Here is a 15644-nt window from a genome sequence, read left to right on the forward strand (position 1 = left end):
TGGCATACCCCTATTTAGAGGTATGCCAGTTTATTTTTAGATTCCGTATTTTTCGCGATAAGCTTGCATGTTTGCTAGCGCTTCTTTTTCGCCTTTGGTGATGACTGAATAAGGGTGTAATGAAAAGTTGGGTAGTATCTTGAAGTGTAAGAAGGATGATGTAAAAGATTTCGAATAGATCACTTTATTGACAACAAGTGATAAATCCGCTTTAAAAAAAGCCGACATATTACAAAGTCGGCTTTTTGCTAGTTTTTAGGATGGCGAAAAGTATTTAAATAAAATTAGAATATTTTACATAACACCCATTAAGTTAAATCAAGATAAACTTTTCACGACCAAACCGATATATTTTCGATCAACTCTTTTACTGTTCTAGCTTCATTGATAAAAAGTTCAATCGCCTGTGCTTGATTAAAATCACTGTTTTTAAACCATTTTGGATTTTTTAAAAATAAATCCCTGAGTTCTTTTTTAATCTCATCTAAGTTTTTTTTCTTTGGAGATGAAACATCAAAAGTAATATATACTTTCTTCCCTGTTCCTAATGAATCTAAATTTTTCAGGGAATATTTCAAGGCATAGAATATTCCTTTTGAAGTTAGACTATTTTTTATTGTGGATTTAATTTTAAAAAGATTACCACTTGAATCAATAATAAAACAGTTTTGAAATAAGCCTTCTTCATATTTTCTTTCACTTACAATATGAAATTTTTCAGAATCTAGATTTCCGAGTAAATATTCTGAACAATATACAATGACAGGAAAATTAAAACTCATTCATTTTCTCCATATGTTACTAAATCACCCCCTATACCCGTCATTATGGAAATCTCAGTACCTTTAGCCCAACTAGGAGTACCATGCAGCCATCTACCATATGCATTATATGCTTCTTGAGATTTACTATTCCCATGAATCTGTTGATGCACAGTTCTCTCTACTGCTTTTAAATTCCACGGATGATTTTTTATTGCGTCTGGCACTTTTTTTCCCATCCAACTATTTCTTTCAATTAACCAATGATGTAGTTCATAACCTTTAGGTGTACCTTGAGCATTTCTGACTCTTGGGCTGACATTCTTCCATTTAGTACTTAACTTAAACCAGCTTGCACTTGATTTAGCATGTTTAAAGGCACCAGTCCACCAGCCTCCTCCGATAGACCCTAAAGCTCCAGAAACCCCAACTTGCGTCCAACTCACACACTGAAAATCCCCACCATTCAATGCCAGTTGAATGCCTAAATCAGTTCCTGCACCTAATGCTATTCCAACTAATATCGGTACAAACTGCCCTGTCGGATCGTTATACAACACAGGATTGCTATAGGCATATGCATAGGTATTTGTTCCATCAAATAAACCTAAAGGATCACTTTGAACATAACGTCCTGTTGCTGGATCATAGTCACGGTAGTAGTTATAGAATGTTCCGACCTCACTATCATAATACTGTCCAGCATGACGTGAAGGCATGGTGAATTTAATATTATTTGCATCAACATCTTCATTTGGTAATACATCCCCAAATTGATCTCCATCCAAACGCCATAAGACCTTACGACTATCTCCATCACCTTCACTTACAGCCCTAGGTGTGTTTAAGTGATCCGTATGTACTCTCAGTAAAACATTCGGACGTTCTTGACTGAACATCCCCACCAAACGGTCACCGAGCCAAATATACTCACGGATTCGATTGCGGTTTTGATCGTATTCACCTAACAATTGCCCAGATTCGTTATATACAAAATAGACAATACTTTGTACTCCATTATTTGAACTGTATTTGATGACACGCTGCCCAAGTGGATCATAGCGATTTTCAATACTGCTACCATTTTTCTGGATCTGGCTACTACGCCCAGCTGCATCGTATTGATAACTGCGGGTATTATCTTGTGTGACTTGACCTGTTGCTAAGTAGCTGTAGTCATTGATACGGTTGCTTGTATTTGCAATTGAAAGTGCACGATCTGTCGAGATGCCATTTTCAGCTTTGTTTTGCTGTATTCGATTACCATTAGCATCATAGCTATAACTTAGGACAGCATTTTTATCTCCTAACTGGATATTTTGCTGGGTCAATCGATCCATGACATCATAGTTAAAAACCGAATTTAGCGTGCTATCGCTGTCGTTAATACTGGTGATTCGATCTGTAACATCAAAATTATAATGTCGTGTCAAAATACCAGTTGAACTTATGTCATTGACTCGGCCATCTGTATCTTGAACAAGATTAAACTGGTCATATCCTGTTCCCCAATCCCAACCACTGATTCCCATTGGGGTGTAGCGAACATTCTGGAGTAATTTACCACCAGTACTCGAATTAATATTACTGAGTAGACCTTGGTTATAGGTATATGTGATTTTGAGTCCACTTGGATAAAGAATATTGGAGAGCTTCCCTCCAGCGGTATAGTTGTACTGGACACGTAATGGCACATTTGGTTTGAGTGCCATCACTTTTTCAATGACATTCCCAGCACTATCTCGAGTGTAGCGAATACTGCTATTGGTATTGCTAGTTTGTGTTAGCTCGCCTTGCCCATATTGGCCGCCATCATAATAAAAACTAGTAGTGAGTTGATTTGACCCACTACCATCTGTTTTTTGACGTACTCTTTCTGAGCTGTCATATGTATAAATATGCGTATTATTTTGACTGTCTGTGTACTGTATAAGGCGACCTGCATCATCATACTGATAGGTAGTTAAACCTGTATCAGGACTATTTACACTTTCTAAATCACCAAATGCGTTATAGTGGTATGTTGTGGTATTACCCCGTGCATCTGTAACCGTTTTTAATTGATCCAAACTGTCATATTGATATTCAGTCAGCCCTTGTGCTGGGTTTCTTTGTTGTTTTGCTCGACCTAAAGCATCATATTGGTAGTCTGAAGTTTGATTGAATGCATTTTTTTGTTCAGTCAGTTGGTTTAAATCATCATAACTAAATTGTTCTATTTGATTATGATTACCTTGTTGCTGGCTGACGCGTCCTAAAGCGTCATATACAGTTTCAGTCTTGAGTGCAATATTACTGTAATTATCAGTGATTGTAGTGTTGGTAATTGCGCCTGCATTATTCCGAGTGTAATTCACAGTATTACCAAGACTATCTCGAATTAAAAGTAAACGTTGTGCTTCATCATATTCATAATTCAGTATTTCACCATCTGGAAAGGTCACCTGAGTTAGTTGCCCAGCATTATCATAAACATAAGTTGTTGTTGCACTTTGGCTACTACTTAAACTCATGGCACTAGATGTTTGACTGGTTGTTCCAGTTCCTGAAAATGGGGTTCCCAATCCAATGGATTGGCACCATTGGTTGATTAAATCAATAATCCACTGTGCCCATTGAACAACTTTATTTGTACTGTTGTAGCTTGTTTCAAAACTTGGGTTTAAGCGGGTTTCTACTGTTTTTAATACACGACCAAGATTGTCATAGGTATAAGTAATTTTATGCCCATTTTGGAAGGTAATAACTTTGGGTTGTCCCAAAGTATTGTAGCTACTGTAACTGATTACTAGACCAGCTGGATCCGTCACTGTAAGTAAATTACCAGTACTGTCATAGTTATATGTTGTTTTTGCGGATGTTGGTTCATTCAGTGTGAGAATTTGACCTAAATTATTATACGTACATGTCCATGTTCTTGTTTTTTGGGTGCTTAAGTCTGTAATAGTTCGGGTTAGAAGGTTTCCTGTATTGTCATACGTTAGATTTATTCTGCGTAATGGTTCTTGTATTTCAGTAGGTAACGCTAATGTTGGGTGCCATTGTGTTGTTGTAATCCTTTCTTCGGCAGTTCCAGCAGCTTCTATTCGTTTTATTTCAAGATTTCGACCTAAGTCATATTCATAAGTGGTGACTTGTCCGAATTGTTCATAACGGACCAAATTTCCAGAACTATCATATTCTAAATTACTTTCTGTTATCGCTCCACGTTTTACTGTTCTAATATGTTGAGTACCTGAAATACGGGACCGGCTATATTGTCGTTGAGTACCATAAGGATCGGTCACTTGTGTATTATTGTCTGAATAATTAAAGCGGAATTGCTGTGTATTGCTTGCATGTTCCGTCAGAATACCTCGATCAAATTCATCATAGGCATAGCTTGCAAAACGATGGCCTAGCTCATCGCTAATCCCTGTCAACAAATAAGGGTTTTTGGAGGGAGCAACTTGAGTATTTTCATTATAACTATAATATTTTGTGCCTGAAGATGGTCTGCTTACAGCCCATAATGTGTTCCCACTATAAGAATATTGAATAATCTGAGTGTTCGGTAATTTAATACTGGTGAGATAACCATCCGTATCATAGGTTAAAGTCAGTTTTCGACCAAATTGATCTGTAACAGTATTTGCTTTGAAGCTTGTTGCATCGGGATAGCCCACTGTCACAAATTGATTACCTAAATAATCAATTCTGGTCAATCGTCCTTTTAAATCATAAGTTTCAACTTTATTGTTTTTAAGATCTTTAATTTCCCAACCACTGCTTAACTGGTTTAGAACTAAACTTGTATCAGGATCTACATACCAGTCAGTTGTACCTAATAATGGACTTGTTCTACCTTGTCGTAGCGTAGCTATTATTTCTTTACCATCTTCACGCCATAAGGTTATAGATGGGATACTCGTTCCTGATGATGTGAAATATAAGCGCATTGCATAATTATGAGTCCAAGCACGTGTTGAACCAAAAGGTGTATTATCGGATAAGACATTGTCTGAGAATAAACTGTTATAAACTCGATTGACTTCTAAAGGACCAATAGGTGCTTTCCAATCTGTTTCTATTTGAAATTTATTACCTGTACTGACTGAACAAGGATTTCCTAGGCCATCACAACTTTTACCTTTGTCTTTCTTTGTTTCATAAATAGGTAGGCATGTTGCAGTCGTATGTTGACCAAAGATTGCTTTTGTTCCAGCAGGACAATCATTTGATTCTGTACATAAATCATCACATTGATTTGGACAATTATAAGTTAAACTACCAACATCTCCAATTGTGCATTTAAGCCCACACTGTTTATCCCCTTTACTAATTCCTAGTGTTCCAAACCATGCACGACAAACATCATCTGCAGCATATACTGTAGTTTGAAAGAATAAAATAAAGGCTATGATTAATAATATATTTCTAAAGTAAGTCATTATTTTGAGTTGATTAATATTTGCTTTATATAATCTATATAAATTCTAGTATTTAGTAAATTATTACCAACTTATTTTTAATATCTCCTAAAACCGACATAATACAGTTTATGCGAAATTATCAATATTTTGCATACATTTATTCAAGTATTCAGCGCACTGAAACGGCTTTCTATTATTTTTCAAGCCCCACGACTATCATTTAACCAATACCATTAAATCAATTTAATAATTTAATTAAATTATAAAAAAAGGAAGCCACAGCTTCCTTTTTCCATACCTAACTCTTAAATACCGTATTTCTCGCGATAAGCTTGCATATTTGCTAGTGCTTCTTTTTCGCCTTTTGCATCTAAATAATCCATTAAATCTTTCATAGTAATGAGTGCATGCACAGGAATTTCTAATTCTTTTTGAACTTCTTGAATTGCTGAAAGCTCACCTTGACCACGTTCTTGACGATCTAGTGCAACTAAAACACCAGCGATAGTTGCACCAGCATTTTTCAAAATCGTTACGACTTCACGAATTGCTGTACCTGCGGTAATTACGTCATCAATAATCCAGACTTTTTTACCTTCAACCGCAGCACCAACTAAAACACCGCCTTCGCCATGATCTTTTGCTTCTTTACGATTAAAGCCCCATGGCACACTTTTGTTATGTACTTGGGACAAAGCAACAGCAGTCGCAGCTACAAACGGAATGCCTTTGTAAGCTGGTCCAAAAATAACATCAACATTTTGGCATTGTGTTAATTTATCGGCATAGCCTTGTGCTAAAAGAGATAAAGCTTCACCATCATTAAGTAGGCCTGCATTAAAAAAATAAGGACTCACGCGTCCAGATTTTAAAGTAAACTCACCAAATTTAAGCACACCGCGTGATAATGCGAGTTCGATAAATGCTTGCGGGTTAAATGACACAGGCGTTGTCATGAGGTGCTCCAAATTCACAATTGAGGTTAAATTTTCGCATGATACCAAAGGATCAGTATCCAAGTGATGTAAAAATTCTTCGAGTCGTTTCCATTAACGTAAATGGCTTGCGTTCTTCGGTGACGAAAGGCTTACTTGAATGGTTAGAACAATCAGATGCCGATGTCGTATGCATGCAGGAAAGCCGCATTACCCATGAACAATGGACTGAAAAATTTAGACCCGAAGGATGGCATACCCATCTCTTTCCAGCAGAGCGTGCAGGTTACGCAGGAACTGCCATATATAGCCGTCTACCCTTTGTCTCGGTTAAAGATGGTTTAGGGTTTGAGCTGGCTGACAGTCAAGGTCGCTTTATTTCTGCTGAATTCGATTTAGGTTTGTCACATCCAGTACATATTGCGTCATTATACTTACCTTCAGGCTCAAGTGGTGAAGAAGCGCAAGCACGTAAAGATTTATTTTTAGGTGAATACGCAAAAATCTTGAAGCAATGGCGTGATGAAAATAAGTCAGTGATCATTTGTGGTGACTACAACATTGTTCATAAACGCATTGATATTAAAAACTGGTCGGGTAATCAAAAATCATCTGGCTGTTTACCGCATGAACGTGCTTGGCTTGACCATATTTATGATGAACTTGGCTATATTGATACTTTCCGTGTAGTTCGAGCAGAAGCAGAACTTTATTCATGGTGGTCAAATCGCGGCCAAGCTCGTGCAAAAAATGTAGGGTGGCGTATTGACTATCAAGCCTGCTCACCAGACTGGAAAACACGCACAGCCAATGCATGGGTCTTTAAAGATCAATGGTTTAGTGACCATGCACCCGTTATTATCGACTATAAAATTCAAGAATAAGTGAACAGTTGTTCACTTACCTTGTCGTTTTCGCTTACAGCATATGTCGTTTTTGAGTATTTTTCTTACACAGCTTTATCGGCATTATAGCCCCACGGCACAGGGAAGCAGTCAGGATGACGCAAAAGGATAGGACGCCGTAGGAAGATAAAATAAACTTATGATAAGTTTATTTGCAAGGATGTGACATTGGACGTTGAAATGAGACCCGCATGATCAGGATGATTAAATGCGGGTTTTCTCTTTTCAATCTCTTATTTTTTGCGCTAAGTTCTTTTAGTTTTAACTTCTTCTTATTAAGCTCATTATCGCCTTGTCTTATGACAATAACATGACATTTCTCTTTCGATTAATCATAATTTTTCATTTGTTTTAAAAGTATCTGTATAAAGTAGTGCTCAAATGCTTTTTGGGTTAGGCTGTGTGCTCTCTCTTTTTGACATGGTCCGATAAAATGTTAAAAATTTATGGAATCAAAAACTGCAATTCAATGAAAAAAGCATTTGATGCCTTGCAAGCTAAAGGGCTTAACTATGATTTTCATGATTATAAAAAACAAGGGATTAATGCAGATACCTTAAAAATCTGGTTAAAAGAAATTGGGCAAGACACGGTTCTAAACAAAAAAGGAACCACTTGGCGCAAGCTATCAGAAGAAGAACAAACGCATGCGTTAAGTAGCGAAGACAACCTTATTGAAGTACTTATTGCTCAACCAAGTTTAATTAAAAGACCAGTTTTACAAACCTCTCAAGGGTTTATCGTCGGTTTTGATGAAGCAACCTATCAAAATATCCAAGCATAAAAAAACGAGCCATTTGGCTCGTTTTTTTATTAAAACTTTTAGTTAGCGCGAATCCACGTTTGGTTACGACCAAGTGCAGAAACGCCAATATAGCCACGCAATTTAAGCTTCTTACCGCCATCTGTTAACTCACCTTTCAATTTGTAAGTTTTGCCAGATTTAGGATCTAAAATCGTACCGTTTTCATAACTGTTGCCACCTACATTTTTTAAATTATGTACAATGGTGACACCTTTAAGTGGTTTGTTTTTGTACGGACCTTCACATTTTGTACAAGCGTTTTCTTCGCCCGGTGTCAAAATGTTTTGAATGGTTGCAGTTAAGGTTCCATCCTTCTGTTCCGTAAATTTAACTACGGCTTTTGGCTTATTGGTCTGATCATCAATTGTTTTCCATACCGTTCCATTGAGTGTATCAGCCGCATTGGCAAATGCAGCCATACCAATGAGTCCTAAAGCTAAAGCAATCTTTTTCATTTTTGTAATATCCTTGGGTCTTTCAAGATTTTAGTATTCAGAAGTCGCAAAGATATTGCAATTTTTGAATGTGACTGTTTCGTGTAACCTTGTAATCTTGCAAAATAAAATTTACAAGAAAACAAGAAACTAGCATAAAAATGGATGCTCTATGAATATATCAAATGTTTGGAAATATTACTTTACAGAAACTTTTCTTAAAACAACAATTCGCAAGCCAAGTCAGCTAAATTTACCACCTACGGCCTTACGTCCTGTTTTAGACCAAATGTGTCGTGCTTTTCCACGACAAAAAAATGTCTCTGTTCGCCCAATTCGGCTGGCAGGCATTAAAGGTGAAGAAATCAAACCGCAAGATCATGCTACTCAACTGATTTTTCACATTCACGGCGGTGCTTTTTTTCTTGGCAGTGTCAAAACACACCATGCTTTTATGACAGATTTGGCCGCTCGCACCCAAATGCAAGTTATTCATGTGGATTATCCACTTGCGCCTGAACACCCATACCCTGAGGCAACCGAAGCTCTATATGACATCTATCAATCTTTAGTGGTACAAGGTTTTCAGCCAAAAGATATTATTCTATCGGGTGATTCGTGCGGAGCCAATTTAGCATTAGCACTTTGTTTACGCTTAAAAGAACAACCTGAGCTCATGCCGAGTGGCCTGATTTTATTGTCGCCTTTTTTAGATTTAACGCTGACAAGCGAATCATTAAGATTTAACCAGAAACATGATGCCCTGCTTTCGCTTGAAGCCCTGCAAACAGGGATCCAGCATTATATTGGCAATCAGATTGCAGCCGATGACCCACGTGTTTCGCCTATTTTCGATGACTTGCATGGCCTACCGCCGACTTTGGTTCAAGTAGGTTCTAAAGAAATATTATTAGACGATGCCAAGCGCTTTAGAGAAAAAGCCGAAGATGCAGGTGTTAAAGTTCAATTCAAACTTTATACAGGCATGTGGCATAACTTCCAGATGTTTAATGCATGGTTTGATGAAGCAAAACAAGCTTTGGCAGATATTGCTGAATTTGCTCATGAACTCGATAAAACTTAATTTATCTATAAATGATGTGAACAGTGAATAAAACTTTTCACATCATTTTCTTTATAAAAAGTCATCATATATAAAATGAAAATCATGTTATGTTTAAAATATAAATTATTTAAACAATCCAACTTTAGGATGGTCTAACAAAGAGGCATCTATATTTAGGAGCCCTTACTTATTATGAAAAGTCGTTTAATCACTCATCCCATACATAAAATAAAACAGGTGATAATCGATTTCATCCACAATAATCACATCATTAACTGGACGCCATTACAAAAAAGCGCCCTGATGCTTACACTTGCCTCTGCAATGAATTTCAGTTGGATTTTATGGAAAGGCTATATTTTAATTACGCCAAGTGTCTGGCAATGGGCACATTTACCTTTAGTTGAATCTCAAATCTGGCTCAATTTATTGACCTTATTTTTATTGGGTCTTTTGATTATTCCTTGTTATCGCTACAAAAATGATGAATGGGCTCAAAAAGTAATTCCATTTATTAGCGTGCAATTTTTTACACTCATGCTATGCCACGATGGATATTTAATTGGCAGTATTAGCCCCGCCACCATGGTGGGTTATGTCGGTACCATTGGTGTAGGACTCGTGTTATTCGACCGAAAAATTGTTTATAGCGCTCTCGTACCTGCGACCATTATTTTAACGGTATGTACTTATTTGAGTATGAAAGGTACTTTGCCTTATGCGCCGTTATTTAATCTTATTGCTATGCAACGTGCTCAAACTAATCCCTTTTGGTTAGGAAGCATGGCATTTTTTATTATGCCCATTTTATTGGCTTGTTTTATTTTATTTGAAATATTACTCACCCAATGGCGTCAGCGCGAAACTTATATTCAACGCCTAAGCCAACTCGACCCATTAACCAACGTATTAAATAGACGTAGTTTAAACACGCATTTAGAGTCACTACACCAACAGCAATTTGATTATGCGGTCGTACTTCTGGATATTGATCACTTTAAAAAAATTAATGATATTTACGGGCATCACCAAGGTGATCAGGTCTTAATTGAAATTGCTCAATGTCTGTCAAAAAACTTGCGTAGTGAAGATATTATTGGTCGATTTGGTGGCGAGGAGTTTATTTTATTGCTCCCCCATACCGATATTATTCAAGCAGAAAAAATTGCTGAGCGCTGCCGCCATGCTTTAGAAGAACTTCCAGTTTTTAGCACTCAAAATAATCCCATTCATATTAGCGCGAGTTTTGGAATAAGTAGTTCAGCATTTGCAAAGGATCCATATCTTGTTATTCGCCAAGCAGACCAAGCGCTTTATGCCGTAAAAGCCTCAGGACGTAATCAGGTACGTACATTTCATCAGACTGAAGCTATTCATACGCTATGATTCTTTTAGTTTTGCCAAACTCGCGAGTTGCTGTAAAAGTTCTTGCTGGCTAAAAGCACCCGTTAAACGCAACGCACGAATTTCTTTTTGCTCTGGGCTTAAGAATAAATAGGTCGGTGGCCCTAAAATGTTCCATTGTTTGAGTAGCGCTTCATGCGACTGATCATAATGGCTCAAATCAAGCTTAATTAAATAATATGGCGCAAGAGCAGATTGAACTTCGGGTGCTTTTAAAATACGGTGCTCAATAGGTTGGCAAGCAACACACCAGTCTGCATAAACATCAACTACAATAGCCCGATCAGCTGGAGCACCCGCTAAAATTTTCTGAAAATCTGCTGCTGTAGTTGCAATATGCCACTCGGCCATGTGATCAGAACTTTGCAAATTTCGATTATGAATATGTTGATACTGGTTATAGGCTACAAAAGGTATAACGATTAACAATAAAATCGCATAGAGCCATTGTAGCTGCCCTTTTTTCCAGAAAAACTGATAAACAGCATAAGCTATAAAAGCGAGTCCTAATACTAGACTAAGTACTTGCATGCCCCAATCAGGTAATAAAGGACGAATAAAGTAAAGGCTTAAACCCAACATCAGGAAAGCAAAAATCACTTTAATCTGATGCATCCAGTCGCCAGCTTTAGGTAAAAATTTTGCCCCCAATATGCTCGCGAGCAATAAGGGAATCCCCATCCCAAATCCCAGACAAAACAGAAGCAAAGCCCCTTGCCATTGATTTTGTGTTTGAGAAATAAACAATAAAGTTCCAGCAAGGGGTGCAGTCATACAAGGACCCACCAAGAGCGCAGAAACCACACCCATGACTCCAGCACCAATCAAGGTACCGCCTTGTTGCATGGACTGAATGCGGTCAAGTCGATTTAACCATGTTTGCGGCAAACGAAGCTCAAACAAGCCAAATAGATTCAGAGCAAATACAATAAACAGCAAACTAAAAGCAATTAAAGTAGCAGGCTGTTGTAACCAGCGTTGGAAATTTAAGCCTGCTGAAGAAGCAATTAAACCTAAGCCTGCATAAACCAATGCCATACTACACACAAAGGTAAGTGCAATGACCCAAGCTTTTAAACCTTTATGCTCTCGAATAATCAATGAAGTTAAAATAGGAAGCATCGGTAAAGAACATGGCGTAAATGCGAGCAGCATGCCTAAACCTAAAAATAATAAAACTCCATACCAAAGTGAGTGTTCAATTAACTTAGCTGACCAGATCTGATCTTGTGCAATTTGTGGTGTAGTTGTATCAACAGCCGTCTGTGTACCGTGCTCTTTTTCTAAAGATTCTGAATCTGAAGAGGTATCTGCTTGTGTATTTGCTAAATCCAATAATCGTTTTGGCGCTGTTCCTGCTTGGTTTTGCACACCAACCAAACCATCGGCATCAGTTTGAAACTCAATTTTTTGAGGTGGGTAGCAAATGCGGTCTTTGGCACAACCCTGCCAAGTCACACTATAGTGTTCTGAAGGCTTTGTCTTAATTTGAAAATTAACTTGATTGTAGTAAACCTGACTTTGCCCATAATTTTCATCATATTGAGCAACAGCTTTAGGTAACTTTAAAGCTAAAGGTTGAGTACCTTGTTGTACGGTAAATTTATGCTGATATAGATAGTAATTTGGCTGAATCTGCCAAGATAAACTCGCAGTATGCGGCTCAGAAGATTCAACCGAAAATGAAAAAGCTTGTTCGGGTGACAGTAACTTATCTTGCGCAGAAACCAACTGGCTAAATACACAAACTATAACTGCTAGAAAATAAAGAATTCCCTGATGTATAAGCTTTTTCATTAACATAAATTTAAATTGCTTTGATTAGAACAAGAATGCCACGCCTAAGCCACCGTTATAGCTCTTGTCTTGACCGTTCAAATCGACGCCTATGCTTGCATCGAGCTGAGTACGATTATTGACTGCATAAACTAAACCTGTACCTAGACCATATTCATAGTCTTGGCTTTCAGTTTTACGGTAAATAAACTCAGAATATCCTGAAAGTTTACCTGCGATTTTATAATCAATCGTTGGGATTGCTGTTACAGCCCAATCACTATTTTGCACTTCATAACGCATGGTAATTGAAGTACCTACTAAATCACTATATTGGTAAGCTACCGCAGAGGTAAGGCTATAAATGTCATCATGTGCCGTAAATTCATCATTTCCAGTTGCAATGACAGCCTCAGCCAACACTGCCATAGACAGTCTGTCATCTTTTAAATCAATCGCTTTTTTTAAACCGATGCTTACGTCACCAAAGCCCGAAGTATCATTTTTTTTACCAGCACGTTTAGTCTGAGTCCATGCCGGACCCTGCCATCCTAACTGTAATTCTAAGTCACGACCTAAACCTGTACGGAACAACATATCTTGATTTAAGGTTACGGTCTTTTCTTTAACACCATCAACAGTTGCTTCAGTATAGGTTACGCTTGGTAAACCTTGCTCCCAAGCCAAGTTGCCTACAGGGGTAATACCCGTCCCCATTCCTGCCCCTGGGCGGTCAAACGAGAACTCTGCGGCAAAAGTACTTCCTGCAGCAACAGTAGTAAGGGCAAAAGTTAAAATTTGTACTATTTTCATTTTAATATCCAATCAAGTAGTTAATTCTTTTGTCATTTTAGCCCCATGACGGCGCAATAATTCTAATGTTTCACGCTCTTCTTCAAGTGATTCTGACCAGTCTATTTCATCAAAATCACAATCAAAGAACAACTGACTGATTGAAGATAAAATAGTGAGTCCTTCTTCATCACGCGAGTTTGGATCAACTTTTTCATCGAGTAAACGTTGAACAGCTGGAGCACATGCCGAGCTTGCAGCATCCCATAACGGACCATAAAACTCTTCTGCATCCCAAAGATGTACATTGGCTTTGGCCTGAATCAAAGCTTCGAGAATCTCAAGGTAAACCTGTAACGCTTGTTGCTTTTCTTCTTTTGATAATGGTGTACCTGCTTCATAAGCTTCCGATACATTTTCCCACCATTTAAAAATTCCGTCACAGATAATTGATACAGGTGGCCCCTGTTCCGGATCAATAAAGTTCGGATCAAGTCCTTCAGCAAGTAATTTTTGCACTTGCGCGAGTTCTAATTCTTCTATGGCTTTAATTAAAGCTTGCTGCTGGGTGGTTAACATGACCATCTCTCAAAAATATATTAGGGCTATTATGCCTAATCTCTTCTCCAGATTTTAGAGGTTGATTGCATTGCATTGCAAACCTAATGTTGTGAATAGTTTTATTTTCATCAGATATAAAAAAAGCCCCGAAGGGCTTTTTACCGTTTTCAATTAAACTTCATCATCAATGAATTCTGGTTGCCCACCTCTCGGGTGTTCTTTTTTCTCAAAAGTATGTTCGAGGCTACGTTTTAATTTTTCAATTGCACCATGAATTGAAGCATCAATATTTCCTGCTTTATGGTGCACTGCAACTGGTTTCAAACCTGAAGGACGTGCTTCAATCATACAGTGGATATCTTTGTCACCACTTTTGTCCCCATTTTCATCACTAAAATGAACCGAGAAATGCGTAATACGTTCGCTATGACGTTGGAATTCTTGAGTAAGTTCTGCACGTACATAAGTAATTAAACGTTCGCTATTATGGATGTTTTTATCTGTGCGGATTTCTATATTCATAAATACCATCCTCTCTTTCTTACTGTGGATCTTTTCTATGCAAAACTTTTTTATGTTGGCATGTTTTAAGCATGCATGAACTGACTTCAATTGTACATTTTGATGGTGTAATGGTTTGTTATCTCCTGACTTAAACGTACTGCTTTTAATTTATTTTGAAGATCTTCATATCTTCAATATCAGTCCATCTATAAAAATATGCAAGCTGATTTTTTAAATATTTATGAAAAATTGAACAAAAGGAGAGCAATCGTGACCGAATCTTATCTATCTGGCGCCGAGCTCATTGAGCAAATTCAGAAGTCTCCTTATTCACGTGATTTAATCGGTTATCACGGACAGCCCCCACAGGTTAAATGGCCTAATAATGCCAAGGTTGCTGTGCAATTTGTGCTTAATTATGAAGAAGGTGGCGAAAAACATATTGAGCACGGCGATGAGGGTTCGGAACAGTTTTTATCAGAGATTATTGGTGCTGCAAGCTACCCTGCTAAACACATGTCGATGGACTCTATGTACGAATATGGTTCACGTGCTGGATTTTGGCGCATTCATAGTGAGTTTGAACGGCGCAAGCTTCCAATGACCATTTTTGGAGTTGCAATGGCACTGATCCGCAATCCTTATATTGTGGAAGCCATTAAGCAAGCTGATTATGATGTAGTGTCTCATGGCTACCGCTGGCTTCACTATCAAGATACCGATATTGAAGTAGAAAAACAGCACATGGAACAGGCCCTATCTGTTTTAGAAAACTTGTTTGAAAATAAAGTGATAGGTTGGTACACCGGACGTGACAGCCCCAATACTCGTCAGTTACTTGCAGAGTTCCCACAAATACAATATGACTCTGATTATTATGGTGATGACCTGCCTTTTTGGACCACACTTACCGATGCTGCGGGTGCATCCCGCCCCCATTTAATTATTCCTTATACTTTAGAATGTAACGACATGAAGTTCTGTTCACCGGGTGGATTTAATAATTCAGAACAGTTTTTTCAATATTTAAAAGATAGTTTTGATGTGCTGTACGCAGAAGGTGAAACTGCACCAAAAATGATGTCAATTGGAATGCATTGCCGTATTTTAGGGCATCCGGGTCGTTTTAAAGCCTTACAAAAGTTTCTCGACTACATTCAAATGCACGATCGTGTCTGGGTATGCCGTCGACAGGATATTGCTGAACATTGGTATAAAAATCACATAACTGAATAATTGATTTTTAACTTTTTAAATTCTTAAGCTGTTGATTAACAGCTATTGGCACT

Annotated in this window: 13 protein-coding genes; 5 read left to right on the forward strand and 8 right to left on the reverse strand. The window is 37.8% G+C overall.

Going from position 1 to position 15644, the window contains the following annotated elements; translation table 11 throughout:
- Positions 1-332: 332 nt before the first annotated feature.
- The 3 genes from F936_RS01725 to pyrE all read right to left on the reverse strand — a co-directional run bounded on the left by F936_RS01725 (position 333) and on the right by pyrE (position 6129).
- Entirely contained in the window at positions 333-782 is a 450-nt protein-coding gene (locus F936_RS01725; RefSeq protein ID WP_005044279.1) for a hypothetical protein, read from the reverse strand.
- Positions 779-5191, reverse strand: a complete 4413-nt coding sequence (locus tag F936_RS01730) for an RHS repeat-associated core domain-containing protein (RefSeq protein ID WP_005044281.1) — start codon at positions 5189-5191, stop codon at positions 779-781. Before F936_RS01730 ends, F936_RS01725 begins: the two co-directional genes overlap by 4 nt.
- A gap of 287 nt (positions 5192-5478) precedes the next feature.
- Positions 5479-6129 (reverse strand): orotate phosphoribosyltransferase, encoded by a 651-nt coding sequence (pyrE, locus tag F936_RS01735; RefSeq protein ID WP_004639998.1) that lies wholly within the window; start codon positions 6127-6129, stop codon positions 5479-5481.
- A gap of 38 nt (positions 6130-6167) precedes the next feature.
- Between pyrE and F936_RS01740 the strand changes: the two genes are divergently transcribed.
- Together F936_RS01740 and F936_RS01745 are read left to right on the forward strand one after the other, a co-directional pair.
- On the forward strand, positions 6168-6992 hold the full coding sequence (locus F936_RS01740) for an exodeoxyribonuclease III (protein ID WP_005044284.1): 825 nt from the start codon (positions 6168-6170) through the stop codon (positions 6990-6992).
- Positions 6993-7446: 454 nt separating this feature from the next.
- Positions 7447-7797 (forward strand): arsenate reductase, encoded by a 351-nt coding sequence (locus F936_RS01745; protein ID WP_017390131.1) that lies wholly within the window; start codon positions 7447-7449, stop codon positions 7795-7797.
- Between the two features lie 38 nt (positions 7798-7835).
- Here the strand turns inward: F936_RS01745 and F936_RS01750 are convergent, their stop codons facing one another.
- On the reverse strand, positions 7836-8273 hold the full coding sequence (locus tag F936_RS01750; RefSeq protein WP_003654111.1) for a DUF2147 domain-containing protein: 438 nt from the start codon (positions 8271-8273) through the stop codon (positions 7836-7838).
- A gap of 151 nt (positions 8274-8424) precedes the next feature.
- Between F936_RS01750 and F936_RS01755 the strand changes: the two genes are divergently transcribed.
- Both F936_RS01755 and F936_RS01760 read left to right on the forward strand, forming a co-directional pair.
- Positions 8425-9336, forward strand: a complete 912-nt coding sequence (locus F936_RS01755) for an alpha/beta hydrolase (protein WP_003654113.1) — start codon at positions 8425-8427, stop codon at positions 9334-9336.
- 174 nt (positions 9337-9510) lie between these two features.
- Positions 9511-10704 carry a GGDEF domain-containing protein gene (locus tag F936_RS01760; RefSeq protein ID WP_005044290.1) on the forward strand — a complete coding sequence of 398 codons (1194 nt, stop codon included), beginning with the start codon at positions 9511-9513 and terminating at the stop codon, positions 10702-10704.
- Here F936_RS01760 and dsbD read toward each other — a convergent pair.
- The 4 genes from dsbD to F936_RS01780 form a co-directional block, all read right to left on the reverse strand.
- Entirely contained in the window at positions 10699-12525 is a 1827-nt protein-coding gene (gene dsbD, locus F936_RS01765) for a protein-disulfide reductase DsbD (protein WP_005044291.1), read from the reverse strand. The two genes, F936_RS01760 and dsbD, sit on opposite strands and share 6 nt — an antisense overlap.
- Positions 12526-12543: 18 nt before the next feature.
- Positions 12544-13311: a transporter gene (locus F936_RS01770; RefSeq protein WP_005044293.1), complete on the reverse strand. Its 768-nt coding sequence runs from the start codon at positions 13309-13311 to the stop codon at positions 12544-12546.
- Positions 13312-13323: 12 nt separating this feature from the next.
- On the reverse strand, positions 13324-13869 hold the full coding sequence (locus tag F936_RS01775; protein WP_005044295.1) for an ankyrin repeat domain-containing protein: 546 nt from the start codon (positions 13867-13869) through the stop codon (positions 13324-13326).
- Between the two features lie 153 nt (positions 13870-14022).
- Positions 14023-14373, reverse strand: a complete 351-nt coding sequence (locus F936_RS01780) for an HPF/RaiA family ribosome-associated protein (RefSeq protein WP_004640014.1) — start codon at positions 14371-14373, stop codon at positions 14023-14025.
- Positions 14374-14625: 252 nt separating this feature from the next.
- Between F936_RS01780 and puuE the strand changes: the two genes are divergently transcribed.
- Positions 14626-15591 carry an allantoinase PuuE gene (gene puuE, locus F936_RS01785; protein WP_005044297.1) on the forward strand — a complete coding sequence of 322 codons (966 nt, stop codon included), beginning with the start codon at positions 14626-14628 and terminating at the stop codon, positions 15589-15591.
- Positions 15592-15644: the final 53 nt, after the last annotated feature.

This window comes from Acinetobacter calcoaceticus DSM 30006 = CIP 81.8 (genome assembly GCF_000368965.1).
In the GTDB taxonomy this organism is placed as follows: Bacteria; Pseudomonadota; Gammaproteobacteria; order Pseudomonadales; family Moraxellaceae; genus Acinetobacter; species Acinetobacter calcoaceticus.

What these genes read in the sequence shown, in the direction of transcription:
- F936_RS01725 (WP_005044279.1), bottom strand. Translation starts at nt 782, where the DNA reads ATGAGTTTTAATTTTCCTGTCATTGTATATTGTTCAGAATATTTACTC.
- F936_RS01730 (WP_005044281.1), bottom strand. Translation starts at nt 5,191, where the DNA reads ATGACTTACTTTAGAAATATATTATTAATCATAGCCTTTATTTTATTC.
- pyrE (WP_004639998.1), bottom strand. Translation starts at nt 6,129, where the DNA reads ATGACAACGCCTGTGTCATTTAACCCGCAAGCATTTATCGAACTCGCA.
- F936_RS01740 (WP_005044284.1), top strand. Translation starts at nt 6,168, where the DNA reads ATGATACCAAAGGATCAGTATCCAAGTGATGTAAAAATTCTTCGAGTC.
- F936_RS01745 (WP_017390131.1), top strand. Translation starts at nt 7,447, where the DNA reads ATGTTAAAAATTTATGGAATCAAAAACTGCAATTCAATGAAAAAAGCA.
- F936_RS01750 (WP_003654111.1), bottom strand. Translation starts at nt 8,273, where the DNA reads ATGAAAAAGATTGCTTTAGCTTTAGGACTCATTGGTATGGCTGCATTT.
- F936_RS01755 (WP_003654113.1), top strand. Translation starts at nt 8,425, where the DNA reads ATGAATATATCAAATGTTTGGAAATATTACTTTACAGAAACTTTTCTT.
- F936_RS01760 (WP_005044290.1), top strand. Translation starts at nt 9,511, where the DNA reads ATGAAAAGTCGTTTAATCACTCATCCCATACATAAAATAAAACAGGTG.
- dsbD (WP_005044291.1), bottom strand. Translation starts at nt 12,525, where the DNA reads ATGTTAATGAAAAAGCTTATACATCAGGGAATTCTTTATTTTCTAGCA.
- F936_RS01770 (WP_005044293.1), bottom strand. Translation starts at nt 13,311, where the DNA reads ATGAAAATAGTACAAATTTTAACTTTTGCCCTTACTACTGTTGCTGCA.
- F936_RS01775 (WP_005044295.1), bottom strand. Translation starts at nt 13,869, where the DNA reads ATGTTAACCACCCAGCAGCAAGCTTTAATTAAAGCCATAGAAGAATTA.
- F936_RS01780 (WP_004640014.1), bottom strand. Translation starts at nt 14,373, where the DNA reads ATGAATATAGAAATCCGCACAGATAAAAACATCCATAATAGCGAACGT.